At 69.3% G+C, this 18,253-nt stretch carries 20 protein-coding genes and 1 pseudogene; 14 read left to right on the top strand and 7 right to left on the bottom strand.

From position 1 onward, the window contains the following. Window positions 1–9 precede the first annotated feature (9 nt). Window positions 10–1,293, bottom strand: coding sequence for a DUF349 domain-containing protein (locus V2S05_RS03645; protein ID WP_413635223.1), 1,284 nt, complete (start codon window positions 1,291–1,293; stop codon window positions 10–12). A gap of 133 nt (window positions 1,294–1,426) precedes the next feature. Continuing rightward, on the bottom strand, window positions 1,427–1,744 hold the full coding sequence (locus V2S05_RS03640; protein ID WP_413633937.1) for a hypothetical protein: 318 nt from the start codon (window positions 1,742–1,744) through the stop codon (window positions 1,427–1,429). Between the two features lie 79 nt (window positions 1,745–1,823). Between V2S05_RS03640 and V2S05_RS03635 the strand changes: the two genes are divergently transcribed. The 11 genes from V2S05_RS03635 (at window position 1,824) to V2S05_RS03585 (ending at window position 12,936) form a co-directional block, all read left to right on the top strand. Further along, the gene (locus tag V2S05_RS03635) at window positions 1,824–3,149 is read left to right on the top strand and encodes a replication-associated recombination protein A (RefSeq protein WP_413633936.1); all 1,326 of its coding nucleotides are present in this window, start codon (window positions 1,824–1,826) and stop codon (window positions 3,147–3,149) included. Between the two features lie 171 nt (window positions 3,150–3,320). Beyond that, complete coding sequence (gene rpsD / locus V2S05_RS03630; RefSeq protein ID WP_099196950.1) at window positions 3,321–3,950, top strand: 30S ribosomal protein S4; 630 nt, start codon at window positions 3,321–3,323, stop codon at window positions 3,948–3,950. Window positions 3,951–4,012: 62 nt separating this feature from the next. After that, on the top strand, window positions 4,013–4,201 hold the full coding sequence (locus tag V2S05_RS03625) for a hypothetical protein (RefSeq protein WP_271637594.1): 189 nt from the start codon (window positions 4,013–4,015) through the stop codon (window positions 4,199–4,201). Between the two features lie 64 nt (window positions 4,202–4,265). Next, window positions 4,266–6,926, top strand: coding sequence for an alanine--tRNA ligase (gene alaS, locus V2S05_RS03620; RefSeq protein WP_413633934.1), 2,661 nt, complete (start codon window positions 4,266–4,268; stop codon window positions 6,924–6,926). Continuing rightward, window positions 6,923–7,405, top strand: coding sequence for a Holliday junction resolvase RuvX (ruvX, locus tag V2S05_RS03615; protein WP_413633932.1), 483 nt, complete (start codon window positions 6,923–6,925; stop codon window positions 7,403–7,405). Before alaS ends, ruvX begins: the two co-directional genes overlap by 4 nt. Continuing rightward, complete coding sequence (gene mltG, locus V2S05_RS03610) at window positions 7,398–8,858, top strand: endolytic transglycosylase MltG (RefSeq protein ID WP_413633931.1); 1,461 nt, start codon at window positions 7,398–7,400, stop codon at window positions 8,856–8,858. Before ruvX ends, mltG begins: the two co-directional genes overlap by 8 nt. Window position 8,859: 1 nt before the next feature. After that, window positions 8,860–9,684: a shikimate dehydrogenase family protein gene (locus tag V2S05_RS03605; protein WP_413633929.1), complete on the top strand. Its 825-nt coding sequence runs from the start codon at window positions 8,860–8,862 to the stop codon at window positions 9,682–9,684. A 4-nt stretch (window positions 9,685–9,688) separates the two neighbouring features. Beyond that, on the top strand, window positions 9,689–10,918 hold the full coding sequence (gene aroC / locus V2S05_RS03600; protein WP_413633928.1) for a chorismate synthase: 1,230 nt from the start codon (window positions 9,689–9,691) through the stop codon (window positions 10,916–10,918). Continuing rightward, window positions 10,905–11,423 carry a shikimate kinase gene (locus V2S05_RS03595; RefSeq protein WP_413635221.1) on the top strand — a complete coding sequence of 173 codons (519 nt, stop codon included), beginning with the start codon at window positions 10,905–10,907 and terminating at the stop codon, window positions 11,421–11,423. The genes aroC and V2S05_RS03595 overlap by 14 nt, the downstream gene beginning before the upstream one ends. Then, window positions 11,420–12,499: a 3-dehydroquinate synthase gene (gene aroB, locus V2S05_RS03590; RefSeq protein WP_413633926.1), complete on the top strand. Its 1,080-nt coding sequence runs from the start codon at window positions 11,420–11,422 to the stop codon at window positions 12,497–12,499. The genes V2S05_RS03595 and aroB overlap by 4 nt, the downstream gene beginning before the upstream one ends. Further along, complete coding sequence (locus V2S05_RS03585; protein ID WP_413633925.1) at window positions 12,496–12,936, top strand: type II 3-dehydroquinate dehydratase; 441 nt, start codon at window positions 12,496–12,498, stop codon at window positions 12,934–12,936. Before aroB ends, V2S05_RS03585 begins: the two co-directional genes overlap by 4 nt. 2 nt (window positions 12,937–12,938) lie before the next feature. On the opposite strand, the gene V2S05_RS03580 is transcribed toward V2S05_RS03585, so the two are convergent. Further along, complete coding sequence (locus V2S05_RS03580) at window positions 12,939–13,544, bottom strand: hypothetical protein (RefSeq protein ID WP_413633924.1); 606 nt, start codon at window positions 13,542–13,544, stop codon at window positions 12,939–12,941. A 91-nt stretch (window positions 13,545–13,635) separates the two neighbouring features. Here V2S05_RS03580 and V2S05_RS03575 point away from each other — a divergent pair, with 91 nt between their 5' ends. Next, window positions 13,636–14,301 (top strand): SDR family oxidoreductase, encoded by a 666-nt coding sequence (locus V2S05_RS03575; protein WP_413633923.1) that lies wholly within the window; start codon window positions 13,636–13,638, stop codon window positions 14,299–14,301. 31 nt (window positions 14,302–14,332) lie between these two features. On the opposite strand, the gene V2S05_RS03570 is transcribed toward V2S05_RS03575, so the two are convergent. Further along, entirely contained in the window at window positions 14,333–15,217 is an 885-nt protein-coding gene (locus tag V2S05_RS03570; protein WP_413633922.1) for an aminoglycoside phosphotransferase family protein, read from the bottom strand. Further along, window positions 15,214–15,660 (bottom strand): HIT family protein, encoded by a 447-nt coding sequence (locus V2S05_RS03565; RefSeq protein ID WP_413633921.1) that lies wholly within the window; start codon window positions 15,658–15,660, stop codon window positions 15,214–15,216. Before V2S05_RS03565 ends, V2S05_RS03570 begins: the two co-directional genes overlap by 4 nt. 182 nt (window positions 15,661–15,842) lie before the next feature. On the opposite strand from V2S05_RS03565, the pseudogene V2S05_RS03560 reads away from it, so the two are divergent. Beyond that, window positions 15,843–16,247: pseudogene (locus V2S05_RS03560) on the top strand (RidA family protein); the annotation flags it as partial. A 12-nt stretch (window positions 16,248–16,259) separates the two neighbouring features. Here the strand turns inward: V2S05_RS03560 and V2S05_RS03555 are convergent. Next, a complete protein-coding gene (locus tag V2S05_RS03555) occupies window positions 16,260–16,643 on the bottom strand; it encodes a hypothetical protein (protein ID WP_413633920.1) in 384 nt (127 codons plus the stop codon). A 407-nt stretch (window positions 16,644–17,050) separates the two neighbouring features. Here V2S05_RS03555 and V2S05_RS03550 point away from each other — a divergent pair, with 407 nt between their 5' ends. Continuing rightward, window positions 17,051–17,203 carry a hypothetical protein gene (locus V2S05_RS03550; protein WP_413633919.1) on the top strand — a complete coding sequence of 51 codons (153 nt, stop codon included), beginning with the start codon at window positions 17,051–17,053 and terminating at the stop codon, window positions 17,201–17,203. 60 nt (window positions 17,204–17,263) lie between these two features. Here the strand turns inward: V2S05_RS03550 and V2S05_RS03545 are convergent, their stop codons facing one another. Next, window positions 17,264–18,076, bottom strand: coding sequence for an isocitrate lyase/PEP mutase family protein (locus V2S05_RS03545; RefSeq protein WP_271637602.1), 813 nt, complete (start codon window positions 18,074–18,076; stop codon window positions 17,264–17,266). Window positions 18,077–18,253 lie beyond the last annotated feature (177 nt).

Genomic DNA, 18,253 nt, shown 5'->3' with positions numbered 1-18,253 from the left:
CTGCGCGGTTCAGCCGCCCAGTGCGCTCAGCCAGGAGCGACGCGCGGCGAGCGCCTCGGTGGCCTCCTTGACGGCCCGCTTGTCGCCGGACTCCTCCGCGGCTGCGAGCTCCGCCTCGAGTTTCTCGATGGCCTCGAGCAGCTGCGAGCTCATGTCGTTCGCGCGGGCCTTCGTCTCGGGGTTGTTCTTCTTCCAGTCGACGTCCTCACGCGACTTGAGCGCCTGCTCGATAGACCGCATGCGGTCATCGAGCGCCCGCTCCTTCTCGCGCGGGAAGATGCGACCGACCTCGTCCCACTGCCGCTGGATGCGGGTGAGCAGGGCGCGAGCGCGCTTGAGGTTCGGCTCGTCGGCGACGGCCTTCGCCTCTTCGAGCAGCGCCTCGCGGGCCTCGATCTTCGGCGCGGAGTCGGCCTCCTCGGCGGCGGCCTGCTCGGCACGTGCCGAGTACAGTGCGTCACCTGCCGCCTTGAACCGCGCCCACAGCGCGTCATCGGCCTTGCGGCCCGCCCGCCCCGATGCCTTCCAGGCGTCGAGGAGGTCGCGGTACGCGGGGATGCCGTCGACGCCACGCGGGGCGAGAGCCTCGGCCCGCTCGACGAGACGGGTCTTGGCGTCACGAGCGGTGCGGTGCGCGTCGTCGAGCTCGGAGAAGAACGCGCGGCGCGCCTTGTCGACCGTCGTGCGCGCGTCGCGGAAGCGCTTCCAGAGCTGCTGCGCGACGCCCTTCGGCAGGCGGGGCGCATTCTGCTGGTGCGCCTGCCAGGCGTCGAAGAGCTCGGTCATCTCCGCGGTGACCTGCTTCCACTGCACCTTCGACAGGTCGCGACCGGCGACCGCCTCGGCCTTCTCGACGATCGCGGTGCGCTCGGCGATGGCGGCGTCCAGTGCCTCCTTGGCGGCCGCGGCCTCGCGTGCCGCCGCATCGGCGAGCGAGGCGAGCAGCGTCTCGATGCGCTCGCGGAGCGACACCAGATCGCCCACGGCGGCGGCGTCGGTGGCCTCGCCCTTGAGGTGCGTGGCCTGCTTGGTCAGGTCGGATGCCGATGCGCCGCCGCTCTGTGCGCGGGTCTCGAGCGTGCCGAGCTTGACGGCGAGATCATCGTACTTACGGGCGTAGTAAGCCAGCGCCTCCTCAGCGGTGCCGTCCGGGTACTGACCGACAGCACGCCAGGCGTCTCCTTCCCGCACCTCGACCGTGCCGTCCTCGGTGACGCGACCCCATTCGGCGGCGTCGGAGGCGACCGGCGCGACGGCGGGGGCGGCTGCTGAAGCCGGTGCCGCGGCGGGCATCGGTTTGCGCGGCGGTGCCGGAACGGGCGGGCCGGGAACAGGAGGGGTGGGCGTGGGGGCGTCGTTGTCAGACACGATGTTCTCCTTGCGCGGTCGCTCCGCGGGAGGGGGAAAGGACGTTGCTCAGCCTAGTTCACTCGCCCGACGTCTGCGTCGGCTCGGCGCTGGGCGTCGCGTCCGGTGAGGCGCTGTCGGACGGTGCCGGAGAAGGAGTCTGGACGGGAGTCGACGTGTCGGTCGGAGTGGGCTCTGGCGCAGCGGTCTGAGCATGCACGGCCTGGCTCACGACGGCACCCGCGACGATCAGCGAGCCGACGACGGTGGCCACGATCGTGTCGCGGCGGCGGCGCCGGATGGTCTTGGCGTTCCAGGCGCTGCGCGCCGCGTACAGCCGAGCGCGCTCCGCCTCGGTGCGGGTGCGCTGAGGGGTGCGGGATCCGCGTGCTGCCATGGGTGTCCTCCTGGTCCGGTCGTGAGCGAGCCTACCCGGGCACGGCCTCGTGTGCGCCCCCCCCGACTAGCCTGGATCCATGACCTCCGCGCCCCTCCTGTCGGGACAGACCCCCCTCGCCGTGCGCATGCGACCGGTCTCCCTCGACGAGGTCGCAGGGCAGCAGCATCTGCTGCGTGCAGGATCGCCGATCGTCGCCCTCGCCGATCCGGATGCCAAGGCACCCGGGGCGGTGTCGATCATCCTGTGGGGGCCGCCTGGCACGGGCAAGACGACCCTGGCGCAGGCGATCGCCCGCTCGTCGCGCCGCCGGTTCGTCGAGCTGTCGGCGATCACGGCCGGCGTGAAGGATGTGCGCGAGGTCATGCAGGAGGCGGTCACGCAGCGCGACCTGTACGGGCAGACGACGATCCTCTTCCTCGACGAGATCCACCGCTTCACCAAGGCGCAGCAGGATGCGCTGCTGCCCGGCGTCGAGAACGGCTGGGTCATCCTGATCGCCGCGACGACCGAGAATCCCTCCTTCTCGGTGATCTCCCCGCTGCTGTCGAGATCCCTCCTGCTGACGCTCAAGCCGCTCACCGACGACGACATCGGCGTGCTGCTCGACAGGGCGGTCGGCGACGCGCGCGGCCTGGCAGGAGCTGTCTCTGTCTCCGATGACGCGCGCGCGGCGCTGATCCGGCTCGCCTCGGGAGACGCCCGTCGCGCCCTCACGGGGCTCGAGGCGGCGGCGGCTGTCGCGCTGTCGAAGCGGGAGGACGGCGCGGTCGTCGTCTCGGACGAGGACGTCGCGCAGGCGGTCGATCGCGCGCTGCTGCGGTACGACCGGCAGGGCGACGAGCACTACGACGTGATCAGCGCCTTCATCAAGTCGATCCGGGGCTCCGATCCCGACGCCGCGGTGCACTATCTGGCGCGCATGATCGAGGCGGGGGAGGACCCGCGGTTCATCGCCCGCCGCCTGGTCATCTCCGCCGCCGAGGACATCGGTCTCGCCGACCCGCAGGCGCTGAGCATCGCGACGGCTGCCGCCGACGCCGTCGCCTTCATCGGGATGCCCGAGGGCCGCATCCCCCTGGCCGAGGCGACCATCTACCTCGCGACCACCGCCAAATCGAATGCGGCCTACACCGCGATAAACCAGGCGATCGCCGATGTGCGCTCTGGTGGGTTCGGGCGCGTTCCGATTCATCTGCGTGACGCGCACTACGCCGGTGCGAAACGCCTCGGTCACGGCAAGGGGTACCGATACCCGCACGACAGCGATGCGGGCATCCTTCCTCAGCAGTACCTTCCCGACGAGCTCGTGGGACGCCGGTACTACGAGCCGAAGAACCTCGGCGCCGAACGCGACATCGCGCCACGCCTGGAGCGGATCCGCAGGATCCTCGACGATCACTGAGGCGCCCAGCCCGATCTGTTAGCATTGAGCGGCTCGAAACCGAGTTTTCGGGCATCCCTCTCTCCTGCACCACTTCCTGTCGCGCCCCGGCGTGCGCGTCGCGAAGGAGGAAGCGAGGCGATACGCCCGTGAGGCGCGAAAGACGCGTCCACGTCACGGAAGGAACACTTCGTGGTCACGAAGTCCCAGGACCGCCGCAAGGTCCGTCTCAGCCGTGCGCTGGGAATCCCGCTCACCCCGAAGGCCGCCCGCTACCTCGAGAAGCGTCCCTACGCTCCCGGCGAGCACGGCCGCACCAAGCGCAAGGCCGACAGCGACTACGCCGTCCGTCTGCGTGAGAAGCAGCGTCTGCGCGAGCAGTACGGCATCCGCGAGAAGCAGCTGCGCATCGCGTTCAACGAGGCCCGCCGCAAGGACGGCCTGACCGGTGAGAACCTGGTCGAGCTGCTCGAGATGCGTCTCGACGCCCTCGTGCTGCGTGCCGGCTTCGCCCGCACCACCGCGCAGGCTCGCCAGCTGGTCGTGCACCGTCACATCCTGGTCGACGGTCAGCTCGTCGACCGCCCGTCGTTCCGCGTGAAGCCGGGTCAGCTCATCCACGTCAAGGCCAAGTCCGAGGCTCTCGAGCCTTTCCAGGTCGCAGCAGCCGGCGGCCACGCCGAGGTCCTGCCCCCGGTCCCGGGCTACCTCGAGGTCGAGCTCGACAAGCTGCAGGCCCGCCTGGTCCGTCGTCCGAAGCGCGCCGAGGTCCCCGTGACCTGTGAAGTGCAGCTCGTCGTCGAGTACTACGCAGCCCGCTGATATCAGCATCCACACGAGAGGCGTCGGGGATTCCCCGGCGCCTCTCGTCGTAGGATGGAGCGATGAAGAGACTGTCCTGGTTCCTGCTCGGCGTGATCGGCGGTTTCGTCGCCGCTCACTTCATGAACAAGGACCCTCGCGGACAGGAGATCTTCGCCGACCTCGACGCCCGTCTGTCGCAGGTCACCGCCGTCATCGGCGACGCGTATCGGCAGCAGGAAGCCCGCCTGTCCGACCCCGCAGACGACTGAACCCGATTCCCACCCGCCGCGCGCACCGACGCGGCGCTCCCACGCAAGGAATGCCACGAGCTCTATGAAAACTGCGGAGATCGCGCAGCGTTACCTCGACTACTTCGAGAAGAACGACCACCTCATCGTCCCCTCGGCATCCCTGGTCAGCGACGACCCGTCGCTGCTCTTCACCGTCGCGGGCATGGTGCCGATGATCCCGTACCTCACGGGTGTCGTACCCGCTCCGCATCCGCGCATCGCCGACGTGCAGAAGTGCATCCGCACCAACGACATCGAAGAGGTCGGGCGCACCGCGCGCCACGGCACGTTCTTCCAGATGCTCGGCAACTGGTCGTTCGGGGACTACTTCAAGGAAGGCGCGATCCGCTATGCCTGGGAGCTGCTCACCTCCTCCGAGGCCGACGGCGGGCTCGGCTTCGACGAGAAGGACCTATGGGTCACCGTCTACGAGACCGACGACGAGGCCGAGGCCATCTGGCGCGACATCATCGGCTTGAAGCCCGAGCGCATCCAGCGACTTGGCCGCGCAGACAACTACTGGAACACGGGTCAGCCCGGCCCCGGCGGCCCCGACTCGGAGATCTTCTTCGACCGCGGGCCCGCCTACGGCAAGGACGGCGGACCAGCCGTAGACGATTCGCGGTTCCTCGAGATCTGGAATCTCGTGTTCATGCAGGAGTTCGTCGAGAACGTCCGCAGCAAGACCGAGTTCGACATCGTCGGCGAGCTGCCGATGAAGAACATCGACACGGGCATGGGTCTCGAGCGCGTCGCCTTCCTGAAGCAGGGCGTCGAGAACATGTACGAGACCGATCAGGTGCGACCGGTCCTCGATCGCGCCGTCGAGCTCTCCGGCAGGAAGTACGGCGCCGTCCACGAAGACGATGTGCGGTTCCGCGTGATCGCCGACCACGTGCGCTCGTCGCTCATGCTGCTCTCCGATGGCGTGCGCCCATCCAACGAGGGTCGCGGGTACATCCTGCGCCGCCTGATGCGTCGCACGGTGCGATCGATGCGCCTGCTGGGCGTGGACGCACCATCATTCCCCGAGCTCTTCGCGGCCTCGAGGGATGCCATGAAGTCGGCCTACCCCGTGCTCGAGACGGAGTGGTCGACGCTCTCGTCGGCCGCGTTCGCCGAGGAGGAGACCTTCCGCCGCACGCTTGCGCAGGGCTCGACGATCCTCGATCTCGCCCTGGACGACACGAAGCAGAAGGGCGGGGCCACCCTCAGCGGCTCCGAGGCCTTCCTGCTGCACGACACCTACGGCTTCCCGATCGACCTCACCCTCGAGGTCGCCGAGGAGGCAGGGCTCGCCGTCGATCGCCCCGCGTTCGACGCGCTCATGAAGGAGCAGCGCGACCGCGCCAAGGCCGACGCACGCAACCGCAAGCGTCAGCTCGCCGACGTCTCGGTGTACCGGCAGTTCCGTGCGCTGGGCGAGACGGGCTTCGCCGGCTACACCGACCTGCAGACCGAATCCCGTGTGCTCGGACTGATCGTCGACGGTGCCCCCGCGCAGAGCGCCACCGAGGGCCAGATCGCCGAGGTCATCCTCGCCGAGACGACCCTGTACGCCGAGTCGGGCGGACAGGTCGCCGACAAGGGCACGATCGTGGGCGCCGGGTTCGAGCTTGACGTGCTCGACGTGCAGCGTCCGGTTCCCGGTCTCATCAGCCACACCGTGCATGTGGCGACCGGCACGATCTCGGTGGAGGATCGCGCGACCACGGTGGTCGACGCAGCCAACCGGCGTGCGGCTCGGCAGGCCCACTCGGCCACGCACCTCGTGCACGCAGCTCTGCGCGACACGCTCGGCAAGACCGCGACCCAGGCCGGCTCGCTCAACCGTGCGGGCTACATGCGCTTCGATTTCTCGTGGTCGCAGCCCCTGTCGCTCGAGACCCGCTCCGAGATCGAGGAGATCACCAACCGCGCGGTGAACGACGCCCTCGAGGTCACCACCCGCATCGTCTCACTCGATGAGGCCAAGGAGGCCGGCGCGATGGCGCTGTTCGGCGAGAAGTACGGCGACGTGGTCCGGATGGTCGACATCGGCGGTCCCTGGTCGCGCGAGCTGTGCGCAGGCACGCACGTGACCACGAGCTCGGAGATCGGCTTGGTGAGCCTGGTCGGCGAGTCGTCCGTGGGTGCGTCCAACCGACGCATCGAGGCTCTCGTCGGGCAGGACGCCTTCCGCGAGCTGGCCGCCGAGCGCACGGTCGTATCGCAGCTGACCTCGGCGCTGAAGGCACCACGCGACCAGCTCGGCGCCCGTATCGAGGAGCTGCAGGCGAATCTGAAGGCAGCCGAGAAGCGCATCGCGCAGTTCGAGGCGAAGGAGCGCGAAGGGCGCGTCCCGGCTCTCGTCGAGGCAGCCGTGCAGGTCGGCGGCTACCGCGTGGCATCCGCGTCGCTCGGCGAGGTCGGCTCCGCCGACGACATCCGCACGCTCGCTCTGAGCGTTCGCGAGCGTCTCGGCTCCGACGCTGCCGTCGTGGCGTTCGGAGGCATCGTCGGCGGTCGCCCGATCGTCGTGGTTGCGACGAACGATGCCGCCCGCGCAGCCGGCGCCAAGGCCGGTGCACTCGTGCGCATCGCCGCCGGCATGCTCGGCGGCGGCGGGGGTGGGAAAGACGACGTCGCTCAGGGCGGGGGGACGGATGCCTCGGCTCTGGACGCCGCGCTCTCGGCGATCGTCTCGGAGCTCGGAGGAGCGTGAGCGGCTTCCGCCGCGGAACCCGCATCGGCATCGATGTGGGCAAGGCGCGCGTCGGCGTGGCGCGCTGCGATCCCGACGGCATGCTGGCCGTGCCGGTGGAGACGGTGCCGCGGTCGGAGGCGTCGATCGATCGCATCCTCGAGCTCATCGCCGAGTGGGAGCCGCTGGAGGTCGTGGTGGGTCTGCCCGTGAACATGCGCGGCGAGGAGACGCTGTCGACCGCAGACGCTCGTGACTTCGCCGAAGAGCTGCAGCGCCGCTGCGGCCTCGACATCCGGATGGTCGATGAGCGACTCAGCACCGTCAGCGCGCACACGGCACTGCGCGCGTCAGGGCGAACGCAGAAGAAGTCTCGTAGCATTGTCGATCAAGTAGCCGCAGTGGTGCTGCTGCAGCATGCCGTGGACACCGAGAAGAGCACTGGAAAGCCCGCCGGTGCGTTGATCCCCTCTGCCCAGGAGCCCCCGCGCGATGTCTGACCCGAACGATCGCAGATCCGACTCACTCGGCGACTTCTTCGACAACGTGCCCACCGCGTCGACGCCGTCGCCCGGACGAGAGGTGCGTGACGAGCCAGCGCCCGGCTCACGCCGGGCACTGCGCGAAGCCGCCGCCCGCGGAGCCTCGGAGCAGCGTCCGTCGGACCAGCGCCCGTCGGGTCAGCCGATCTCGGAGCAGCGGACGTCGGATCAGCGGACGTCGGATCAGCCGATGTCCGGGGACCAGGTGACCGAGCCGCAGGCGCAAGCCGAGCGCGCTGCCGCAGCGCCGGAGGCCGGCATCGCGAGCGGGCCGGAGGAGTCGGAGCAGCAGTCGCTCGACGCGCTGTTCGCCCCCGAGGCGGCGACGCACGCGCCCCGCCGGCGTCGGGGTCGGGGCTGCCTGATCGCTCTGATCGTGCTGCTGGTGATCGGCGGCGTCATCGCGGGTGCGGGGGTCTGGGTCTACAACACGTATCAGACCCAGATCGACGACATCATGGGCTGGGGTGAGCCGAAGGACTACGAATCGGGCATCGCCACGGGCGAGGCGTTCGTGACCATCAAGAAGGGCGACACCGGCGCTCCGGTGTCCACGGCGCTGTTCCAGGCGAAGGTCACCAAGACCGACCGGGTGTTCTACGACTACCTGATCGAGAACGATCCCGATGTCACCTTCTATCCCGGCGTGTACAAGCTGCAGCAGAAGATGACCGCTGCGGCGGCGCTGAAGGCGCTCAGCAACCCCGAGAACCGCATGGCCAACACCGTGCGCATCACCGAGGGCAGCACCGTCGTGTCGTCGCTGCCTCGAATCGCCGAAGGCGTGGGGATACCTCTCGAGGAGCTGCAGGCCGCCGTTCAGGATCCGTCCGTCTACGGCGTCTCGGCACAGAACCTCGAAGGATGGCTGTTCCCCGCCATCTACACGTTCGATCCCGGCGCCACCGCGCAGGACGCGATCGCCGCGATGGTCGATCGCACCAGACAGTCGCTGGCGAAGGCCGGCGTCCCTGCCGAAGACGCGCAGCGCGTGCTCACCATCGCTTCGATCATCGAACGTGAGGCGCGCACCGCCGATTTCGCCAAGGTATCGCGCGTCATCGCGAACCGCGTCGCCGACGGCATGATGCTGCAGATGGACTCGACCGCGCAGTACGGCTACGGCGAACTGCACGCCGGCAAGGCGAGCACCTCCGAGGCCGCGCAGCACGATGACAACCCGTGGAACACGTACGTGATCACCGGCCTGCCGGCGACGCCGATCGCGAACCCGGGCGACGCCGCCATCGATGCGGCCATGCACCCCGCAGACGGCCCGTGGCTGTACTTCGTCACGATCGACATGTCCACCGGTGAGACCCAGTTCTCCGAGACGTACGAGGAGCACCAGCAGGGCATCAAGAAGATGCGCGCGTGGTGCGCGGCGAACCCCGACTACACGGGCTGCTGACATGTCCGGGCGCACTCGCCTCGCCGTCTGGGGCGATCCCATCGAGCACAGCCGTTCGCCGCAGCTGCACACCGCCGCCTACCGCCATCTCGGCCTCGAGTGGACATACGAGCGGCGGCAGGTCGACAAGGCGGGCTTCCTTCCCGCTCTGTCGTCGCTCGACGACTCGTGGCGGGGGCTGTCGCTGACCATGCCGCTGAAGGAGGTCGCGCACGATGCGGCCGACGAGCTCGACCGGCATGCGGCGCTCACGGGCGCGGTGAACACGCTGCTTCTCGGCGAGACGGTGCGCGGCTTCAACACCGACGTGGGCGGCATCGTCGACGCCTTCGCGCACGCCGGTGTCATCGGTGTTCGTCGCGCCCGCATCCTCGGTTCGGGGGCGACCGCCGCATCCGCGCTGGTCGCGCTGAGCGACCTCGGTGCGACCGAGATCGAGTTCCGCGCGCGGCGCCCTGAGGCGGTCGACCGGCTGCGCCCGACCGCCGAGGCCCTCGGGGTGCAGCTGAACACCGCCGACTTCGCGGCGCCGGCATCCGACGTCGATGCGACGGTCGCGACGCTGCCGAGCGGTACGGTGCTCGACGCCGACATCGCGATGCCGCTCGCGGCCGTCGGCGGCACCCTCTTCGAAGCCGCCTATGCGCCGTGGCCGTCGGCTCTCGCAGCCCTCTGGCCGTCGTCCAACGTGATCTCCGGCTTCGAGATGCTGCTGTTCCAGGCCGTCCGCCAGATCCGCATCTTCCGCGACAGCGATCCGCAGCGGCAGCTGCCCGATGAGGCCGTCACAGTCGGCATCATGCGGTCGGCCGTCGTGGGAGACTAGAGCAATGCTCCGCGTGCTCACTGCCGGCGAATCGCACGGCCCCGAACTCATCGCCATCGTCGAGGGCCTGCCCTCCGGTGTGACGGTCACGGCCGAGGCGATCCAGACCGACCTCCAGCGTCGCAAGCTCGGCTACGGCCGTGGATCGCGCATGAAGTTCGAGCAGGACGAGCTCACCATCTCCAGCGGCGTCCGCCACGGTCTCACCCTCGGCAGCCCGATCGCGCTGCGCATCGGCAACACCGAGTGGCCGAAGTGGACCGAGGTGATGAATCCCGCACCCACCGAGCTGACTGAGAAGTCCCGCGGACGGGGAGCGGCGCTCACCCGCCCGCGTCCCGGTCACGCCGACCTCGTCGGCATGCAGAAGTACGACTTCGACGAGGCGCGGCCGATCCTCGAGCGGGCCAGCGCACGCGAGACCGCGGCCCGTGTCGCCCTCGGCGCCGTGGCTCGCTCGTTCCTCGCGGATCTCGGCATCCGTCTGGTCAGCCACACGCTCTCGATCGGCCCGGTGCAGGCTCCGGCCGATGCCGCGCTGCCGACTCCGGACGACGTCGACGCTCTCGACGCCGATCCGCTGCGCTGCTTCGACGCGCAGACCTCCGCACGCATGGTCGAGGAGGTGGACTCCGCCCGCAAGGACGGCGACACGCTCGGGGGCATCGTCGAGGTGCTCGCCTACGGTCTTCCGCCAGGGATCGGCTCGCACGTGCACTGGGATCGACGGCTCGACGGCCGGCTCGCGCAGGCGCTGATGAGCATCCAGGCGATCAAGGGCGTCGAGGTCGGCGACGGGTTCGAGACGACGCGCCGCCGCGGTTCGGCTGCACACGACGAGCTGTTCGCCGCAGCTGACGGCATCACCCGGGCATCCGATCGGGCCGGCGGCATCGAGGGCGGAATGAGCACCGGCACGGTGCTGCGCATCCGCGCCGGGATGAAGCCGATCGCCACGGTTCCACGCGCGCTGCGCACCGTAGACGTCGCATCCGGCGAGACTGCGACCGCGCATCACCAGCGCTCTGACGTCTGCGCCGTGCCCGCCGCAGGGGTGGTCGCCGAGGCGATGGTCGCCATCGAGCTCGCGAACTCGCTGCTCGAGAAGTTCGGCGGCGACAGCATCCGCGAGACCCGCCGCAACCTCGACTCGTACGTGGCGGCGATCCCCGAGTCGCTGCGCACCGCGCCCGCATCCGAGGCGGCGCTGCTCGCCCATGATGAGCTCGTCTGAGCATCCGCTGACGCTCGTGCTGGTCGGCCCGATGGCCGCAGGCAAGACCAGTGTGGGCCGCAAGGTCGCGCGGATGCTCGATGTTCCGTTCATCGACACCGACAAGCGGATCGCGGCGGAGCACGGGCCGATCCCCGAGATCTTCGCCGAACACGGGGAAGCACGCTTCCGCGAGCTCGAGCGCGAGGCCGTCGCGACGGCCGTCGCGGAGGGCGGTGTGGTCTCGCTGGGCGGGGGAGCGGTGACGGATGCCGATACCCGCGCCCTCCTTCACCGGCACCCCGTCGTCTTCCTCACCGTCACCGCCGAGGCGGTCGAACGCCGCATCACCGGAGCGGGGCGCCCCCTGCTCGCCGGTGACGACCCCGTCGCCCGGTGGCGCACCATCTTCGACCAGCGACGGCACTGGTACGAGGACGTCTCCGACCTCACCGTCGACACATCACGCAGACCCATGCGGGCACTGGCGGAGGAGATCGCCGCCTGGAGGAGGAAGCAGCCATGACCACGACTACGATCAGCGTCTCGGGAAGCACGCCGTACGACATCACCGTCGGGCGCGGCATCCTCGACGGTGTGCGCGCGGCTCTCGATCCCGCCGTGCGCAAGGTGCTCGTCGTGCATCCGCCGACGCTCGGCAAGCGCGCGGCCGAGCTGCGCGAGCGACTCATGTCGGACGGCGCCCTCGAGGTGCTGCTCGCCGAGATCCCGGATGCCGAGGCGGGCAAGCGCATCGAAGTCGCAGCGTTCTGCTGGCAGGTGATGGGTCAGGCCGACTTCACGCGCACCGACGCTGTGATCGGCTACGGCGGAGGTTCGGTGACGGATGTCGCTGGCTTCGTCGCCGCGACCTGGCTTCGCGGCGTGCAGGTCGTGCAGGTGCCGACGACCGTTCTCGGCCTGGTCGACGCCGCCGTCGGCGGCAAGACCGGGGTGAACACCGCCGAGGGCAAGAACATGGTCGGTGCGTTCTGGGCGCCGCGCGCCGTGATCGGCGATCTCGACGAGCTGCAGAGCCTCAGCGCCAACGAGGCGACCGCGGGATACGCGGAGGTCGTGAAGGCGGGGTTCATCTGGGCGCCCGAGATCCTCGACATCATCGAGGCCTCGCCCGAGCGGGCGGTCGACCCGACGACCGACGAGTTCCGTCGCACGGTCGAACTCGCGATCGACATGAAGGCGAAGGTCGTCTCGGATGATTTCCGTGAGGCGGGCCTGCGTGAGATCCTCAACTACGGGCACACCCTGGGGCATGCGATCGAGCACGCCGAGCGCTATCAGTGGCGACACGGAGCGGCGATCTCGATCGGCATGATGTACGCCGCCGAGCTGTCGCGACTGGCCGGCAGGCTTTCGGACGCCGGAGCCGATCGGCACCGTTCGGTGCTCGAGTCGCTCGGGCTGCCGACGACATACCGCGGGGGAGCGTGGCAGCAGCTGCTGGCCACGATGCAGCGCGACAAGAAGGCGCGGGGCGGGATGCTGCGGTTCATCCTGCTCGACGACATCGCAAAGCCCACTGTCGTGCAGGCGCCGGACGAGTCGCTCATGTTCGCCGCCTACCAGGAGGTGGCGGGATGACCGATGCCCGTCGGCTGATGCTGCTGAACGGTCCGAACCTCAATCTGCTCGGCACTCGCGAGCCCGATGTGTACGGCAGCGCGACGCTGGCGGCTGTCGAGCAGCTCACGGCGGCCGCGGCGGCCGAGGCCGGGTACGAGCTGCGGGCGCTGCAGAGCAACCACGAGGGCGTGCTGATCGATGCGATCCACGCGGCCCGAGAGGACTGCGCGGCCATTATCATCAACCCGGGAGGGCTCACGCACACGTCGGTGTCGCTGCGCGACGCACTGACCGGCGTCGCCCTGCCGTTCGCCGAGGTGCACATCTCGGACGTGTACGCCCGGGAGAAGTTCCGGCACTTCTCCTACCTTCACGACGTGGCCGCCGTGCGCGTCGTCGGCGAAGGCATCGACGGGTACGCGCGGGCCGTGCGGGAGCTGGCTGCGCTGCTCTGACCTCAGTCGGCCCAGAAGGGACGGGCTCGCGTGCTCAGCTCCGACACCGCGCCGACGTCGAGGCGCACGCGCGTCTCGCCGATGCCGAGAGTCGGCCACTGCATGACCACGTCGATGGATCCGTCGGGCGGCAGCGGCCACAGCCAGAGATGATCGGCCGTCGAGTAGGCATGCGCATCGCCGCCACCGCCCTGCTCACGCCGGCTGAGCATGTACTCGTCTGGTTCGGCCATCGGATCACCGCCGCCGAAGAAGGGGGAGGCGTCGGTCACCTTCGTTCCGTCGGCAAGCACCAAGCCGACGCGGAAGCGCCCGCCCGGGTCGGTCGAGCCGTAGGGCATGTGCTCCATGAAAGCGCCCGTCAGCTCGTTCCACTCCCTGAGGGCGAGGCCATTGCGGCGCAGACGCCGCTCTATACGGAGCTCGATGCCGTCCGAGTACACGGCGACGCCGGCGACTGCGACGGCTACATGCTCGGTGGCGGCCAGGATCTCGGGCGCGGCGACGAGGATCGGCAGCTCGGTCTCCGGAGCCTGCCACCAGCGCGGCTGAGGCGACTCGTCGTCATCCTGCTCGGGCATCGGGGGATCAGGCGGGAAGAAGCTCACGCGGCCAGTCCACCACGCGACGCCTGCTGCTGTACAGGGGCCGATGCAGAACCCGCGCTCCCGGCCCGTGTCGGGCTGCTAGCGTCGACGCATGCCCCTCGCGCTGGTCACCGGAGCCGCTCGTTCGAACAGCATCGGTGCCGGCATCGTTCCTCGGCTCCGCGCCGACGGGTGGGAGGTGGTGACCAGCGATCTCGATGCCGGAGACTATCCATGCGACCTCTCGGATGCCCAGGCGCCGGCCGCTCTCATCGAGACGATCGCGCACGAGCGCGGAACCATCTCGGCTCTGGTGCTCAGCCACGCCCACGATGTGGAGTCGGGCATCCTCGACACCACCGCCGAGAGTTTCGACCAGCACGTGGCGGTGAACGCTCGCGCATCTCTGCTCCTGATCGCCGCCTTCGCGCGCCAGGCCGGTGAAACCGGGGGAGCGATCGTCGCATTCACGAGCGATCACGTGACGGGCAACCTGCCGTACGGGGCGTCGAAGGGTGCGCTTGATCGCATCGTGATCTCCGCCGCGCGAGAGCTGGGGCCGCGCGGGATATCTGCGAACGTTGTGAATCCCGGGCCGATCGACACGGGCTGGATGGACGATGAGACTCGCCGCGCCCTGACCGCGCAGCATCCGCTCGGTCGCTCGGGCACGCCGCGGGACATCGCAGGGATCACCTCGTTCCTGCTGTCGGACGAGGGCCGCTGGATAAGCGGCCAGCTGCTGCATACCGACGGCGCGTTCTCGGCGCGATTCTGAGGCCCCCGCCCGGCAAGTCGGCGCGCCCTGATCATTCCGGGCCGAGGAGCTCATGCAGCACGCGACGGGCGAAGTCCGACTCGCCGGGGGTGACGCTGGTGAGCATGATCAGGCCCTTCCACAAAGCCCATCCGGCACCCCGCGCCCACACGCCCTCGTCGAGAGGGAGGCTCTCGCGGAACGATCGGCGCGCCGGTCCTCGGAACTGCGTCCAGTGGATCACCGTGTCGCACGCCGGGTCACCGACCGCGGAGCATCCGAAATCGAGAACGGCCGACAGCGCGCCGCGATCATCGACCAGCAGATTGCCGATCGCGACATCGCCGTGCACCCACACGCCCCGGCCGTGATCGGGTGACATGACCGCGTCACGCCACAGCCCGACCGCACGGTCACGCTGCCGAGAAGGGAGCAGTGCGAAGCGACTGCGCACCTGATCATCCCAGTGCGAGACGGCGGTGCCGCGCCAGACGCTGTGCTGCCCCGGTGTCGGGCCGTCGGCTGCGTCAACGCGCTGCAGCTCGGTCAGGAACGCGCCGAGATCGGCGGCTGCCGCCGCATCGTCGCGGAGCCGCGCGGCTTCGGGTCGATGCCCGTCGATCCAGCCGTAGATCGACCACGGTGCTGGAAAGAGCTCGCACGGGATTCCAGGCGCGACGACCCGCGGCACGCGCAGCGGGAGCGCGGCGGCCAGTCGGGGCAGCCACTGCTGCTCCTTCGCGACCTGCGGAACGTAGGCGGGGCGCGCGGGCAGACGGACCGTCATGACCGGCCCCAGCCGGAACATCCGGTGGTCGTTTCCAGATTCGGCGACCGGGCGGACGGGCAGATCGGCCCACTGCGGGAACTGCTCGCGAAGGAGCCCGCGGACCAGATGCTCGTCGATTGCAGCACGCGTGGGAAATGATTCAGTCATCGAGAGGTTCGCAGCCCAGTTGACAGCAGGCGCGCGCAGCGTGCTCTGACCTGCGGGTCGGAGGGCATCCCGGGTACGTACGGCTCTCTGCTCGGGTCGCGGTATCGCGGGATCACGTGGATGTGGAAATGGAACACGGTCTGCCAACCTCCCTCGCCACAGCAATTCAGCAGATCGACACCCTCCGCGCCCAACTCCGCGTACACAGCCCGTGCTATTCGGCGCGCGACCAGCATGGTGGCGGTCAGATCGCCATCCGGCACCTCGAGCAAGTCCCTGCTGTGCCGTTCGGGCACCACCAGCAGGTGCCCCTCGGTGCCAGGATCGGTGTCCATGAAGGCGAGTGTCGTCTCGTCTTCGTGAACGCGCTCACTCGGGATACGACCGGCGACGATATCGCAGAACACACAAGGGGCATCGGAGTCGTCGTTCCCGGTGGTCATGGCGGCGAGCCTAGCGGTGGCGTCGACTACAACAGGCGTTCGACGGAGCGCAGTGGGCCGTGGTCCGCACGTCGCCGCCACGGCCGAAAGCGCTGACGAAACGAGCAACTTCGGCGGGCCGCGCTTCGAGATAGCCTCTGACAATGTGCGAGCGCAACCGCCTCGATACGGAAGGACCTGTCTTGCCCAGAGCCGTCACCCTAATCCGGTCCGCCCGACTGTCTGATGCAGCCGAGTACGCACATGCCGCGACTGTCGCCGCTGACGCCCGCCTGATCTTCCTCGCCGGCTCGTGTCCGCTGAACGAAGACGGATCGACCGCCGGCGTGGGCGACTTCGCCGCCCAGGCTGCCAAATGCATCGAGAACATGAACATCGCGCTTGCTGAGGCCGGTGCGGACATCGACGACGTCGTCAGCACCCGCGTGATGGTCGCGTCCACCGAGCAGTCTGACCTCGTCGCAGCCTGGGAAGTCGTGCGCGATTCCTTCGGTGAGCACGCCGTCCCGAGCACGCTGCTCGGGGTCACCGTGCTGGGTTACGACAACCAGCTCGTGGAGATCGACGCAGTCGCGGCGGTTCGAGATCATTCAACTGACTCAGCGGTCGAACTCGGCGCGAATCTCGGCGATGCCGTGCAGCTCGGTACGCAGCTGCCGGACGAGTGAGCGCCCAGTCGCCAGCCATTGCTCCTCGTCCGCGACTGGAGCATCTTCGGGCCTGTTCTGCCAGTGTGCGTTCCATTCCGCAAGCGCGTCGAGAAGCGCATCCGAGATCGGGAACATGCCACGCTCGACCAGATAATGGTCGGTGAAGCTCTCCCACAGCGGAAGCTCGGTGCCCCACTCCGGGAAGACACGGATCAGGCGCCGCCCGTCGGGGAGCCGGGGTGGCCTGGTCGACTGCAGATGCCGGTCTTGCGCAGGCCACAGAGTGCGAGGCGTGCGACACGTGCCAGTCGGATCCGGCGACGGTTCTTCCATGCGCTCACCGTAGCCGGTGTCTGAGCGTGTCAGAAGGGCGGCGGTGCGGTGCTGACGTAACCGGTGGGGGAGACGATCTGCACCGTGCGGTCGGGCCGTGTGCGATAGCGGACGCGGGTGCGATATCGCATGGTGTGGTCGCGCGGGCAGAGCGGCCGGAGCTGGGTGAGGTCAGTGGTGCCGCCCCAGCCCAGGGACGGTCGTGATCGAGATCGGCGTCGACGGCGAGGTGGGTGCACCCGTCGCGGGAGCAGGTGCCGTGGTGGAGTGTCAGCCATTGGCGTTGCGCTCGGGTAGGGCGGTAGGCGCGGCGGTCCATGTCGACGACCACGCGCTTGACGTGGTCGGTGATCACGCGGCGGAACCCTTGGGCGTCGAGGAACATCTGCTTGTCGGTGAGTGGGTCGATGGTGTCGCCGCCCACGATCGACGCCTGCTCGACGGGGACGGGTTCGCCGGCGCGGAGCTGGACGGGCACGGTGACGAAGACCTTCGTCTTCACCGTGGTCGGCGTGCCGACACCGCGCAGCCATTCGCTGAACAGGTCGGCGCGGATCTGATCCCGCGTGCGTCCGTCGCGCGCTCAGCTCGGACACCGCGCCGACGCACCTCGGGACTAGCTAGAACAGCGAGTTCATCGCGGCGTAATCCACAGCGGGAGCCAGAGAAGCGTGCGTGCCCGTGGTCAGCAGTTCAGCGGCGGCCCGATGCGCGACGGCGTAAGACGCCTGGGCCACGCCGGATCCGGCGCTCACGCGGGCGACGCCGAGCCGAGACAGGGCCGCCGCGGTGGGCGCGCCCGGTCCCACCATGACGTTGACGGGGCCGTCGACCTCCTGCACGAGCACCCTGATCGTGTCGACATCGACCACGCCCGGAACGAACACGCCATCCGCTCCGGCGTCGAGATAGCGGCGCGCGCGCCGCAGCGTCTCTGCCAAGCGCTCCGCGGGAGCGGCGACGCCCCCGAGAAAGACGTCGGTGCGGGCGTTGATGAACAGCGGCACACCCGAGCGGGCCGCGGCGCGCCGAGCGGCGCTGATCCGGTCGGCCATGTCCCCGGGGTGCAGGAGTCCATCCTCGATGTTGATCCCGACCGCACCGCTCTCCACGACATCCGCCACCGTACGCTCGACGCCGGCTGCGCTGTCCGCGTATCCGGCTTCGACGTCGACGGTGACCGGCACCGTGACGGCGGCCACGATACGAGCCGCCGCGGCGATCGCTTCCTCGCGAGCGAGGACGTTACCGTCTGCGCAGCCCAGTGACCATGCCACCCCCGCACTGGTCGTCGCGATCGCCGGAGCGCCGGCGCTCTCGATGAGCCGCGCGCTGGCAGCGTCCCACGCGTTGGCGAGGAGAAGTGGCTGTCCTGGGTTGAAGTGCAGAGCACGGAAGGTGATCGCCTGGGCATGTCTGTGTCTGTTGTCCATCTGCTCAGTCCATCGCGGTCGGATGCCGAATGCTGGCGGGTTTCGGACGACGCAGTGCGGTGCCGCAGCCGATTCGACCGGAGGTCGGTGGGGGAGTGGTCCGGTCGCGAGAGGTGGAGACGTGAAGTGCGCCGCGGATCTGATCGCCCGATCCGGGGCATCCGATAGAATCGCTTC

Source organism: Microbacterium sp. OR16 (assembly GCF_047306725.1).
In the GTDB taxonomy this organism is placed as follows: Bacteria; Actinomycetota; Actinomycetes; order Actinomycetales; family Microbacteriaceae; genus Microbacterium.
The sequence above is the reverse complement of the archived record's forward strand: the minus strand, read 5'-3'. Positions and strand labels throughout refer to the sequence as shown.